Source organism: Pseudomonas baltica (assembly GCF_014235765.1).
Classification (GTDB): Bacteria; Pseudomonadota; Gammaproteobacteria; order Pseudomonadales; family Pseudomonadaceae; genus Aquipseudomonas; species Aquipseudomonas baltica.
The window spans coordinates 30,771-43,803 of record NZ_JACMYH010000007.1; the positions used below are offsets into that span (position 1 = coordinate 30,771).

Annotated in this window: 8 protein-coding genes; 2 read left to right on the top strand and 6 right to left on the bottom strand. The window is 62.8% G+C overall.

Annotated features, from left to right (window positions below; genetic code table 11):
• Positions 1–48: 48 nt before the first annotated feature.
• Positions 49–4,950 (bottom strand): alpha-2-macroglobulin family protein, encoded by a 4,902-nt coding sequence (locus H7993_RS18500; protein WP_185795267.1) that lies wholly within the window; start codon positions 4,948–4,950, stop codon positions 49–51.
• Positions 4,951–5,140: 190 nt separating this feature from the next.
• Between H7993_RS18500 and H7993_RS18505 the strand changes: the two genes are divergently transcribed.
• Together H7993_RS18505 and H7993_RS18510 are read left to right on the top strand one after the other, a co-directional pair.
• Positions 5,141–6,478, top strand: a complete 1,338-nt coding sequence (locus tag H7993_RS18505) for an MATE family efflux transporter (RefSeq protein ID WP_185795268.1) — start codon at positions 5,141–5,143, stop codon at positions 6,476–6,478.
• 371 nt (positions 6,479–6,849) lie between these two features.
• Positions 6,850–7,272 (top strand): hypothetical protein, encoded by a 423-nt coding sequence (locus H7993_RS18510; protein WP_185795269.1) that lies wholly within the window; start codon positions 6,850–6,852, stop codon positions 7,270–7,272.
• Positions 7,273–7,501: 229 nt separating this feature from the next.
• Here the strand turns inward: H7993_RS18510 and H7993_RS18515 are convergent, their stop codons facing one another.
• From H7993_RS18515 to H7993_RS18535, 5 genes are all read right to left on the bottom strand, one after another.
• The gene (locus H7993_RS18515) at positions 7,502–8,386 is read right to left on the bottom strand and encodes an alpha/beta hydrolase (RefSeq protein WP_425312034.1); all 885 of its coding nucleotides are present in this window, start codon (positions 8,384–8,386) and stop codon (positions 7,502–7,504) included.
• Between the two features lie 3 nt (positions 8,387–8,389).
• The gene (gene speA / locus H7993_RS18520; protein ID WP_122480302.1) at positions 8,390–10,303 is read right to left on the bottom strand and encodes an arginine decarboxylase; all 1,914 of its coding nucleotides are present in this window, start codon (positions 10,301–10,303) and stop codon (positions 8,390–8,392) included.
• 132 nt (positions 10,304–10,435) lie between these two features.
• Positions 10,436–10,807, bottom strand: coding sequence for a translation initiation factor Sui1 (locus tag H7993_RS18525; protein WP_185795270.1), 372 nt, complete (start codon positions 10,805–10,807; stop codon positions 10,436–10,438).
• A 287-nt stretch (positions 10,808–11,094) separates the two neighbouring features.
• Entirely contained in the window at positions 11,095–11,637 is a 543-nt protein-coding gene (locus tag H7993_RS18530; protein WP_122480303.1) for an NUDIX hydrolase, read from the bottom strand.
• Positions 11,638–11,641: 4 nt separating this feature from the next.
• The gene (locus tag H7993_RS18535; RefSeq protein ID WP_185795271.1) at positions 11,642–12,712 is read right to left on the bottom strand and encodes a DUF2333 family protein; all 1,071 of its coding nucleotides are present in this window, start codon (positions 12,710–12,712) and stop codon (positions 11,642–11,644) included.
• Positions 12,713–13,033: the final 321 nt, after the last annotated feature.

Genomic DNA, 13,033 nt, shown 5'->3' on the forward strand with positions numbered 1-13,033 from the left:
GCCATGGGTCGAATGGCAAGGGCAGCCGTTCGCTGCCCCTGCCCGGCCTCACCTCGGGCGTACCGTCAGGTCCGCTGGCGTAGCACCGACAGCCTGCCAGTTGGGCCGGTACATCGATTCCACCTGCGGTGGCGGTACCTTGTAGATACCCGGCGTTACCGCACGCGCCAGATACAGCAGGTGCGTGCTGCCATAGCCATCGAGCTTGAGTGCGGCCACGTAGCGGTCATCGCGAAACTCCTGATGCTGCAGATTGGCGTTTTGCATCGACTCACGCCACTGCCGGACACTGCTGCTGGCGTTATCCAGGCTGGCGGCACTCTGCGCCAGGTTCTGGTTTTCGATTTCCAGGCCAGCGGGCAGCAGGTCGACGACCAGGGCATCGGGCACGCGCTGCTTGGCGCCCACCACCAGATGCACCAGCACCAGCTCGCCACTCTTGAGGGTATCGAGCTTGAGCGGCTCGCCGTCCAGGCCCAGGTATTGGCGACGGATCGACAGGTTGTCTTCGTGCGGCGCCGGCGGCCGTACCGGATAGCCCGACAGCGTCACCTGCTGATACAGCGGCTGTTGTGCCTGGCTGGTAACGGTGAGCGACTCGGACAGCGCGCCGTCCGCCAGTTTCAGCGCTGGCTGGGCGTCACTCAACAGGTGACTGACGTCGGCGCTTCGCACCTGGGCAGTCCAGGCCTGCTCGGGCAAGGCCAGCGCATTGCGACCGGCCAGATACAAGGCATTGCGCTCCTGGGTCGATAGCCAACTGCTACTGGCGAGCATATCCGAGAGGGTGAACAGGCGCTCTTCGAGTGTGGCTTTGCTCAGATCGTTCTCCTGCAGCAAGGTCAGGATCAACGCCTGGTCACGTAGCGGGCTGCCATAGTCGCCGAGCCAGTCGCTGTCGTTGCGTGCTGCCGCCAGACCGGCTTGCAGTACCTGATCGGCACGGGGCTGATCACCCATTTTCTGCAGGGCGATCGCCAATTGCACCAGTGGCAGGCCCGAGCGCGCATCGCTGCGCCGTTCGAACAAACTGCGCAGTGCGCCCAACGGTGCCTGTTGGCTACGCGCCAGCACCAGGCCGGCATAGGCCTGGACCGCAAAGCGGGTGTGGTCGAGATTGTCGCTGTAGTCAGCCTCGATCAAATCGCGCTCCTGCAGATAGCGCAACAGTCGCTCGCTGGCTTTCTTCACGGGCTCGGGCGGTACTGCGTAGCCCTGATCACGGGCACGCAGGAGGAAATCGGTCACGTAGGCAGTCAGCCAGTACTCTTCCTCGCCATCCGCACCCCACAGGCCGAAGCTGCCGTTGTAGCGCTGCATGCCCAGAAGCCGCTCGATACCGATGTCCATCTTGCGCGTGCGCTCGGCGTCGGTGTCGCTTTCCACACCCAGCTTTTTCAGGCTGGCGGCATCGGAATACAGCGACGGATAGAGGCCACTGATGGTCTGCTCGAGGCAGCCGTAGGGGTACGCCTTGAGTGCCTTGATCTGCTCGCCGATGTTCAGCGGCGGCCGGTTCGACAGGCTGAGCAGGGCCTCGCGCCCGGCGGGTTCGAAGGGCGACAGGGCACCGGCGGGAAGCGTCCAGGGCTGATCCTTGAGCACGTTGCGCAGATGCCTGACCAACGCCGGATAGGCGGGGCGCACGCCCAGGGTCCAGTCCCGGGTAATGGCAGGCAACGTTTCGCCGGGCAGGTTCAGCCCGTCGATACGTACCTTGATGTGCCCTTGGCCCAACCCGCCCTTAGCCTGTACCTGCACGTGCAGGGTCTGGCGTTGCCCCTTGGCCAGTTGCAGCGGTTGCCGGGGGACGTCCAGCAGGGTCAACGGCCCGTCTGCGTTCACCTGCACGGTCAGGGTTTGTGCTCGTTCGGTGAGGTTGGTGATGTCGAGCGCAATGCGGGCCTGGTCGCCACCGGCCAGGAAGCGCGGCGCGGACAGTTCTGCAACCAGCGGCGCGGCGACCACCGTGCGCGCCTCGGCCATGCCGAAGCGATCATCGGTCCAGGCTTGGGCCATCACGCGCAGTTCGCCGTTGAAGTCCGGAATATCGAGGGTCAGCTGCCCCTCGCCTTGCTCGTTCAACGTCACCGGAGCGCTTTGCAACGCAACGATGGTGACGCTGGTCTGCGGGCGCTTGCCGCCCTTGGCCAAATCGGCCGCGTCGCCACCGAACGCCAGGCTGGCCAGCCGGCCCTGCCCCGCTTCGATCAACTGCCCATAGATATCCAGTTGGTCGACGCCATAGCCCTTGCGGCCGAACAGCGCAGCGAAAGGATCGGGGGTGGCGTACTGGGTGATATTGAGGATACCTACGTCCACCGCCGCCAATAGCACATGGGCCTGACGTGGGATGCTGCCGTCGCTGTTGCGGGCCGTCACCTTGACCGTGAGGGGCTGCTGCGGGCGCATGCTCGCAGGCGCGTCGAGGGTCAGCGCCAGCTTGCGTGGGGCGCGATCGAGCGGCAGGTGCAGCAGGCCGACCGCACGCTTGGGGGTGACGTTGGCCTTGCGTTCGCCGGGGCGGACCACCAGCGCGCTGATGTAGAGGTCATGGCGGGCCCATTTCGGATCGACCTTGATGTCGAAGGCCTTGCCCTCGGCGGGTACGTCGATCTCCTGCCACCACAAGGGGTCCTCGGCGGACTCCACCAGCAGATAGCCGGTACCGGCTGCGGGCGGTGTCACTGTCACCCTGGCCGTATCGCCATCTGCGTAGTGGGGTTTGTCCAGGGCGAGCTTGACCTGATCGGGGCGTACCGCGCCGCCTTCGGTGTTGTCCTGCCAGCTGTAGCCGGCCCAGAAACGCAGGCTGCTGACCAGCCCGGTTAGCGGATCTTCGACCTCGACCCGGTACGGCCCCCACTCAACGGGAAAGCTGACCTTGGCGGTGCCACCCTCGGCAACTGCAACGGTTTCCTCGCTCAGGTTCAGGTATTTTTCGTTGTAGTTGTAGCTCCAGCCGTCGCTTTCGGAGTAGTTCCAGTAGTAATCGCGACGCTCGCGCACCAGGCGTACCTTGAGGGCATCGGCAGCCAGCTTGCGACCCTGGGCGTCGGCGACGAGCAATTCGAACTCGGCCGGTCCATCGCCGTCCACGTTCTCGCCTTCGAACGTTCCTCGCACACCGGGCAGGCGGTCCGCAGGCCATACCGGTTGCACCAGGCGACGGGTGATGGGCCGGCCACCGGATTCCTGCAGGCTGGCTTGCAGCACGACCTGCAGCGGGGACCTGGTTTCGCTCCAGCGGCTATCGATGGCCAGAGTCGCCCTGCCCTGCGCGTCGAGAGTGGTCTCGTCCAGCTCCAGGTCCTGACTGAGTTCGCCTTCGGTCAGCGAGCCGAACTGGAACCCGGGCAGCGTCGACACAGCCTCGCGCAGCGGACGCACGTAAACCTGGCCGCTCAGACGATTGCCCGCAGCCGGCGCGCCGTACAGATAGCGGCCGGTCACGTCGACAGCCAGCGCATCGGCGGGCGCGATGGGCGTGTCCGCGCCCTTGAGGTCCAGCGCCATGCGCTCGGGGAGAAAATCTTCCACCTGGAATTCGTGAACCTGAGGCTTGCCGTCGCCCAGGTCGAGCAGCAGTTGCCAGCGCCCGGTCGGCGCTTCGCCAGCCAGTGGCAACTGGTACTGATACAGGCCGGAGGCGTCTGGCTGCCAGACGAATTTGCGACTGAGCTGGTCGTCCGGGCGGCGCACCTCGACGCTTACCGGTTGCGGTTTGACCGGGTGCCCGTCGTTGTCGCGCAACAAGGCATTGAGCAACACGGTTTCCCCGGGACGGTAAAGGTCTCGCGGACCGAAGACGAAAAACTGCAACGGGTGTGCCTTGGCTCCGGCGATGTCGAACTCGGCCAGATCCAGTGCCGCAGTGTTCAGGCGCAGCAGGCTGGTCTGGTCGCCCTGATGCGCCAGCAATACTTCGGCTTTCACCGGCGAGGCGAGTTCGGCATGGCCGGCGGCGTCGGTCTTGCCTTCGCCGATGACCCGGCCCTGGGCGTCGAGCAGCTGCAGGCTGACGTCGCCCAAGGCCTTGCCGCCCTCCAAGGCCTGGGTGAATACATCCATGCGGTCGGCATAGCGATGCACGGACAGGCCGATATCGCTGAGGGTGAACAGCGTCGCCGGCTGCGCATAGTCGTAGCTGCCGGAGGCACGCATCACCGCCAGATAGACGCCTGGTTGCTGCAATGGCTTGATGCCGCCGAGGGGCAACAGCAGGGTCTCGCGGGTATTGCGTGCGGGATCGAGATCGAAGCGACCGCCGTAGACCAGTTCGGCCATGGGCAACAGCTCGCGCGATTCGTAGCTTTGCAGGCTGCTGTTGCGGCCCCAGCGGCTGAGAAAGGCCGGCAGTTGCTCGGGTCGTACGCGGAAGAACTCGACGTCGACCTTGTCGACATTCAGGGCGATGACCGGCAAGCCTTCGGCCAGCCGGGTGGGCAACAGCGAGCCGCGGCTGGCGAAGCCCACGGTGGGTTGCAGGTCTCGGGTTTCAAGACGAACGGTGTGTGGCGCAGCCAGGGTGTTCTGGTTCACGGAGAGCAGCCCGGCATCGACCGTGAGCACCAGCTTGCGCTTGGGCTCCAGGTGGCGAAAGCGCAACTCCATGAGGTTGTCGGACAGTTCCCAGGCGCCGTCCAGCTTGCCGCGGGTGCTGTCGACCAAGTGAACCTTGTCGGCGAAGTTCTGCTTGGGATCCAGCGGTGCGGTGAAGGTCACTGAAAGGGTGCTGGCACCGTCCAGCTGGACTTCGGAGGCGTCGGCTACGGCGAGTTCACGGCCCTTGTAGCGTTGCGCCAGGGCCGGCAGATCGACGCTCGCCACAGGCTTGGGCACCGCATTCACGGCAGCAGGTGGCGGGGGCTCGACAGGTTTCTCCGATGTCGATGAATCGCACCCGCCAAGCAGGGCCAGGGCGCAGGCCAGAAACAGTCCTTTGTTCAATTCGAGGTACCCAAGGCAGTGAAAAGCAAGGCTGGGAATATATATCAATATTGATGGTTTCGTGGCCGGGGTTACCGGCTGAGACAAGTGTAGTGAAGTGTGTAGGGTATACCGCGCGGATTCCTTCGCGGCCACGGACCGCTCCTACAGTGGGGTGGGCTACAATCGCGGCCCCGACTTCGGAGCTTACATGGCCATCCTACTGACCGATTGGCGCCATCGCCCTACTCACAAGAGGGTCTGGGCCCTGGCTGCGCCGATGATCCTGTCCAACCTGTCGGTGCCCCTGGTGACGCTGGTGGACAGCGCGGTGATCGGCCATCTGCCCCATGCCCACCAGTTGGGCGCAGTGGCCGTGGGGGGCAGCCTGTTCACCTTCATGGTGTCGCTGATGAGTTTTCTGCGCATGGGCACCACGGGGTTCGCCGCACAGGCTGCCGGACGCCATGATGGTCGTGCACTGCGCCAGATTCTGGTGCAGGGTCTGGCCCTCGGCCTGCTGTTCTCCTTGCTGCTATGCGTGCTGGCGCTGCCCTTCAGCCATCTGGCCCTGAGCTTCATGGCACCGTCTGCGGCACTGGAACAAGCCACCCACGATTTCTTCCAGACACGTCTGCTGGGGCTGCCTGCCGCGCTGGCCAGCTACGCCTTGATCGGCTGGTTCCTTGGTACCCAGAATGCCCGCGCGCCGTTGCAGCTGCTGCTGACCACCAACCTGGTCAACATCGCCCTTAACCTGTGGTTCGTGCTCGGCCTGGACTGGGGCGTGATCGGCTCGGCGCGCGCCTCGGTGATAGCCGAATGGGTCGGCGCCCTGCTCGGCCTGGCACTTACCCGGCCCTCCCTGCGAGCGTATCCGGGAGCCATGGCCTGGGCGGCGCTGAGGTCATGGCGCAACTGGCGCCCGCTGCTGGGGGTCAACCGCGATATTTTCCTGCGCAGTCTGGCGCTGTCCGGGGTCTTTCTGCTGATCACCATCCAGGGCGCCCGCTTCGGCGATGCCACTGTGGCCGCCAATGCGCTGTTGCTCAATGGCCTGTTGATAACCGCCTATGCGCTGGACGGCCTGGCCCATGCGGTCGAAGCCCTGTGCGGCCACGCCATCGGCGCGCGCGATCGGCAGACGCTGCGCCGCTCGATGGTGGTGTCCCTGGGGTGGTCGCTGATTGCCAGCGGCGGGTTTGCCGTACTGTTTCTGCTGGGCGGGCATATGTTCATCAACCTGCAGACCGATATTGCCAGTGTCCGCGAGGCGGCCTACCCGTTCCTGCCATACCTGGCGATGCTGCCGCTGATTGCGGTAGGCAGCTACCTGCTGGACGGCCTGTTCATCGGCGCCACTCGCGCCCGGGAGATGCGCAATGCCATGCTGGTCAGCGTAGCGGTGATGTTGCCGATCGGCTGGTGGAGCACCGGGTTCGGGAATCATGGCCTGTGGATCAGTTTCCTGCTGTTCATGGCGCTGCGTGCGGCGACGCTGGGGTGGATTGCTTGGCGATTGCAGCGCAGGGATGAATGGGTATCGTAGCGGATGGGTATGAACGATGTTCCACACTCCGTTCACAGCTTCTATACCTCGAACAGCACCCATATATCCCTATGGCAAGAATTTCAATACGATAAACTGACAATCAATCAGCTAAACGTTGTTGGTCAATGCCGGCACTTTCTTATAACAGGAAGAGTCAACATCCAATCTGCATAGAATACAGCAAAACTTCGCGAGATCATTACTGGAAGTAACAAGGCCTTCCCTGCACTTTCACGACTCCGCCTCCAGCCAACTGTAACCATTAGTTAAAATCACGCTGACAAGCGATACATATTTATATCCTGCCTATAGACTACGCCGCCTTCCACTTCACTATCGATTGGAAATCCGTAAATAAGGAAATAGGGATGCCTACACTTCGCAGTTTGTTTGCCGCCACGCTCATCGTATTGACCACTGGCTGCGCGAGCGGACTCAACTCCACCCAGCAATCCGAACTTGCCATGCTCCGCGCCAAAAACCTCGCCGTGGAAGTCAAACAACCCGTCCTCGGTGCCGGCCTTGGCCTATTGCCTGGCGGTGGGTCGTTTTATGGCCGCGCCTATGGCTGGGGCGTCGTCAACCTGCTTCTGTGGCCAGCGTCCATTCTATGGGACCCGGTCAGCGGCTACGACGCTGCCGAAACTTTGAACTATCACGCTAGCAGAGAGCATGTCGCCAGTTTGAGAAAACGTGACATGAATGAGCTTGACTCCAAACTCACCACCAATGAGATCGATCTGAAAGCCTACACACTAGAAAAGCGCAAGATCGAAGATAAATACCAGTGAGCCTTTGACCTCACAGAAAAAGCCTGCCATAGAGCGGGCTTTTTCCATATGGACTTTTGATAATAGCAGAATGCTTGGATACTGCTTGCAAGGCTCTTGCAACTGTAAAATTCCGCCCTCACCCTGAAACGCGCCAGGCTCTGGCTCAATGACCTCTGCACGCCGCGCTTTCAGTATCTACCATAATAAAATCTGACAATAACGTCTGCGGCGAACCGGCAAGATTCATCTATTCGCGCAAACGGACTTCCGCTGTTTCAGGCTTGGCCTTGACGAACCGCTCGACGTCCTCCAGCACGGGTGCCAGCCAGCGCAGTGGCCAGGCAAAGGAGGCGATCAGGGTGCGGTGGTTCAGGCGCCGGTAATAGCGCTCCTGCACGGGGACGCCGGCGGCGCGCAGTCGGCGGGCCAGGCCCTCACTATTGCGCACGGGGTCGACGGTGCTGTCGTGCGTGGCGGCGATCAACAGTGCCGGGGGCGAGCCTGCCAGAGACTGGTTGATAGGTTGCGATTGGGGCGGTGAATCGGGGAAGAAGAATACCGGCTTGGCTTCGGGATTCTCGATCGGCAAGAAATCATAGGGGCCGGCCAGGCCGATCCAGCCGCGCAGCGCATTGGCGGGGACCCCGGCTTTACGCAGCCACTGCGGATCGAGGGCAAGCATGGCCGCGTTATAGCCGCCGGAGCTGTGGCCCATCACGAACAGACGGCGAACGTCGCCACCGTACCGAGCAATGTTTCGATAGGTCCAGGCAACGGCATCGGCGCCGTCTTCGAGAAAGCTGGGATAGCGCACCTGTGGATAGAGGCGGTAGTCGGCGACCACCACCAGCAACCCACGGGCGGCCAACGCCTGGGCGACAAAACGATAGTCGCCTCGCTCGCCGCTGTTCCAGGTACCCCCATAGAAAAAAACCACAACCGGAGTTTCCGGCAGTGGTCGAGTGGGGCGGTACACGTCCAGCTTCTGCCGCGGATCGGCGCCGTAGGCTACGCCCTGCGTGAGCTGGTAGCCGCCGGACGCCGTCACGGCATCCAGAGTGTGCAGCCCGGAACAAGCGCCTAGCAGCCCCAGCAGGGCGGCGAGCGCGAGGAGCCGGGCAACCAGACCCACTCGTTACGACGACAGGTACGAAGAACGCGTCAAGCCCAGGCGCAAGGCGTCCAGGTACTGGGTGCGTTCGCGCGCGGTGATCTTGGCGCTGGCAACCTTGTCGCGGTAATGCGTCATCAACTCTTCGGGAGACAGATGCACGTAGCGCAGCATGTCTTCGATGGTGTCGTGGGTTTCGATGCCGGCGCTGTAGACGCTGCCGTCCTGGCGCTGATAGATGTTCACCGAGTCGGTGTCACCGAACAGGTTGTGCATGTCACCGAGGATCTCCTGGTACGCGCCGACCAGGAAGATACCCAGCAGGTAATCCTCGCCCTGGTTGACGGCGTGCACCGGCAGGCTGGTTTCGATGCTCTGTTCATCGACGTACTGCTTGATCTTGCCGTCGGAATCGCAGGTCAGGTCCTGCAGTACGGCACGGCGCAGCGGCTCTTCGTCGAGACGGTGCAGCGGCAGGATCGGCAGTACCTGGCCGATGGCCCAGGTATCGGGCAGGCTCTGGAACACCGAGAAGTTGCAGATGTACTTGTCGGCGAGCTTGTCGTTGAGCTCGTCCAGCACCTGGCGATGCGAGCGCTGACGGGCCTTGAGCGAGTTGTGCAGGCGGCGGCACACAGCGAAGTAGCACTGTTCGGCCAGGGCCTTCTGCGCCAGGGTGACCTTGCCGTCGGCGTACTGCGCCGCGATGTCGCTGATGTAGTGGGTCGCGCGCCAGTAGTTTTCAGTGACCATCTCGATGTCGGTCGGACCCAGCAGATCGACCAGCCACTGCAGGGTTTCGGGCAGGCTTTGCTTGTCGACGATCTCGGGCACTTCGTCGTTGTGACGCTCGACGTCGGTGACCTGCACCACCAGCATGGCGTGGTGCGCAGTCAGCGAGCGGCCACTCTCCGAGAAGATGTGCGGATGCGGCATGCCCTGGGCATCGCAGAACTCCTTGAGCATCCCCACCACGACACCGGCGTAGTCGTCCATGTCGTAGTTGATCGAGCTGGCATTGCGCGAGTGAGTGCCGTCGTAATCGACACCCAGGCCGCCGCCCACATCGATGTGATCGACCGGCAGGCCCAGCGAACGCAGCTCGCCGTAATAGCGAATGGCTTCTTTGAAGCCGTGCTGGTAGTCCGCCAGGTTGGCAATCTGCGAGCCCATGTGGAAGTGCAGCAGGCGGATGCCCTGGTCCACGCCCGCTTCGCGGAAGCGCTCGACGACCGACAGCAACTGGGCGGCAGACAGGCCGAACTTGGATTTCTCACCGCCGGTGTCGGCCCACTTGCTCGAAGCCAGGGACGACAGGCGCACGCGCAGACCGATCTGCGGCTTGACCTTGAGCTCGGCCGCCTCTTCGATCACCAGCGCCACTTCGGACTCTTTCTCGATGACGATGAAGACGTTGTGACCCAGCTTCTGGCCGATCAGGGCCAGGCGGATGAATTCGCGGTCCTTGTAGCCGTTGCAGACGATGGTCCCGCCCTTGGGCGCCAGGGCCAGCACGGCCAGCAGCTCCGGCTTGGAGCCGGCTTCCAGGCCGATCGACACGCCTTCGGTGGCGATGATGTTTTCCACCACCGCTTCCTGCTGGTTCACCTTGATCGGATACAGCGCGGTGTAGCGACTCTGGTAGTCCAGGCGAGCGATGTTGGCATCGAAGGCACCGGTCAGCTGGCGTACGCGGTCTTGCAGGATATCGGGGAAGCGCACCAGCAGCGGCAGCGACAGGCCGCTCTTGCGCAGTTGGTCGACCTGCTCGTAAAGATCGATCGGCGAGCTGTCCGGGCCGTTCGGACGAACCTCGACACGGCCGGCCTCGTTGATGGCGAAATAACCAGCGCCCCAGTGGCGAATGCCATAAACGCTGCGGCTGTCGGCCACGGTCCATTGGCTGCCATCGTCTTTACGTGTGCGTCGTACGGACATCGAGGTCCCCTATGAAAAAAGTCGGTTGTCGCGGGCCGTGGGGCCCTGCGCAGTGTAGAGGGTAAAGATGACGATTGCTGCGCCTGCTGGGGTAGACCCCGGCGAGTACTTCAAGTTTACAGGGTGTGCGGCTCAACCACCGGACTTGCGGGCCTTGAAGCCCTGCTTGACCAGCTCGGCGAGCAGCAGCTCGACATGGTCGCCCTGGATTTCGATGACGCCGTCTTTCAACGCACCGCCTGTGCCGCAACGGCGCTTGAGGGTGGTCGCCAGCTCCTTGAGCGCATCGGCCGGGAGTGGGACACCGGTGATGGTGGTCACGGTCTTGCCGCCGCGACCTTTGCTTTCGCGCCGCACACGGGCGATGCCGTCGCCCTCGGCCACGGCCGTTTGCTTGCAGGTGCAGGCGTCGATGGGCTGACGGCAGTCCGGACAATGCCGACCGCTGTCGGTGGAGAACACCAGGCCGCCGAGGGCGGCGAAGGATGCGGCTTTCTTGGCCACCGGCATGCCTCATGTGAAGTGGATCAGGCCGAGCAGTTTAGCGGGAAACCGGGTGCATGCTAAGTGCCTGGTGGAGGCAATTGCCGAGGATCGGATGATTTCATGAAGTGCGAGGCTGTACAGGTAATACCGCGATGCCCGTTTCGCGGCCGATGACCGCTCCTACAGGGTGCAGGGGATGCACGTAGGAGCGGTCAGCGGTCGCGAAAAGCACAGCGTGGTGTATCAGGCGAGCCGCGTCGTGTGATTCACGGCCGATGGCCGCTCCTACATGATGGTGCGCGGAGTCAGGCGTTGTCCCGGCAGGTCAGGAATCGCAGCAATGCAGCCAGGGAATCGGGGCAATAGGGCTCGGTGGTGCTTTCATCCAGAGCCTGTTGGACCGGGACGAACCGGGCCTCCAGCACTTCCTCGGGCTGCAGCTCCAGCGGGCCATCCCAGACCGCGGAGAACACCGCACACCAGACTCGGTTGCCCGGCTGGTCGAACAGAAAATGCTCGTGTGCAGTCAGTTGGACGCCACGCACACCCAGTTCTTCCTCGAGTTCGCGCGCGGCTGATTCGATGTAGGTCTCGTTACCCTGCACCATGCCACCGGCGGCCACGTCCCAGTAGCCAGGGTAGATCGCCTTGCTCAAGGTGCGCCGGTGCACGCACAGCTCGCCCTGGCTGTTGAACAGGAGGATGTAGGTGCCGCGGCCGATCAGCCCACGTTCGCGCAGCTCTGACCTGGGCAAGGTCCCCAGCAGCTGATCGGACTCGTCGACCCAGGCGATCGACTCGGCATCGGACGCTGCACGATGTTCGACCTCCTGGGTCGAGATCGGCATGTCTTCAGCCCTGCGACAGCAGTTGGCGCAGGTCGATGACGGCGGCGTTGGCCCGCGAGATGTAGTTGGCCATCACCAGCGAGTGGTTCGCCCACATGCCGAAACCGCTGCCATTGAGAATCATCGGACTCCACACTGGTGCCTGGGACGCCTCCAGTTCACGGATGATCTGGCGCACGCTGACGGTTGCATTCTTCTTCGCCAACACATCGGCAAAGTCGACTTCGATAGCGCGCAGCAGATGCGACAGCGCCCAGGCCTGACCGCGTGCCTCGTAGAACACGTTGTCGATCTGCATCCACGGTGTCTCGACGATTTCCTCGTCGACCTGCGGCGCCTGGCCTGCAATCACGCTTTCGGTCTTGAGCGTGGTGTTCAGCTTGACGCGACCGACACTGGCAGACAAACGCTGCGACAGCGAGCCCAGGCGCGTACCGACGTCGCCCAGCCAGTTGTTCAGGTTGTCGGCACGGGTGTAGAACAATGCGTTGGTCTGGCTAGGATCGGACAGCCGATTCTGGTAGCGGGTAAGCAGGTTGATACCTTCCTGGAACTCGGACTCGCTGGAAGGCAGCACCCAGCTCTTGTTGTCGAAGTTGAAGCGCGGCTCGGCGCGGGCCAGGTCGGCGTCTTCGGCGGACTGCGACTGCGAACGAGCGAAGTCCTTGCGCAGCGCACGGCTCAGGTCGCGGACCTGGACCAGTACGCCGTATTCCCAGCTGGGCATGTTGTCCATCCACAAGCCAGGCGGAAAGCGGTCGTTGGAAATGTAGCCACCCGGCTTGTTCAGCAGTGTCGATGCCACTGTCTTGAGGGTTTCCACCGTGGTGTAGCCGACCACCATCTGACGGCCGTCACGTTGTGCGGCCGACTGGGCATTCTGCTGCACCGGGAACAGTTCGGGCTCTTCGCTCCAGTACCAGCCCAGCAACAGGGTCACCACCAGATAGACAGCCAGCGCACCCAGCACGGCCTTGCTCAGCAGCAGGCTCTTGACATGGCTGCGTGGGCCGCCACTGGTGTCGGCACGCTCGCGCGCTGCGCCGTTGCCCGCACGATTCTTCCAGTCCAGCATGGCTTATGTCCTTTCTATCGCGGAATTCATGGGTTCTGACCTCGCCACCCGGCTAACGTGCCTCCCATGGGCAAAGTTTTCCAGGCAAAGCAGTATCGTCACTATAAAGGATGCATTGGCATGTCGCAGTCGCGGTAAAGACATCCGGATGTGTCTGAGCGTCGAATTCAATGGCCAACCGAAAATACAGGCCATGTGCCATCTTTTTCACGTTGAAGTCACGCGCTTGTAACAGACCGTCCCTACCTTCACGCACTGACCATTTCGCTGCTGGTAGTGCCCCCATGCGCCTGAAACTGCTTACCAATCTGAACACCCTGC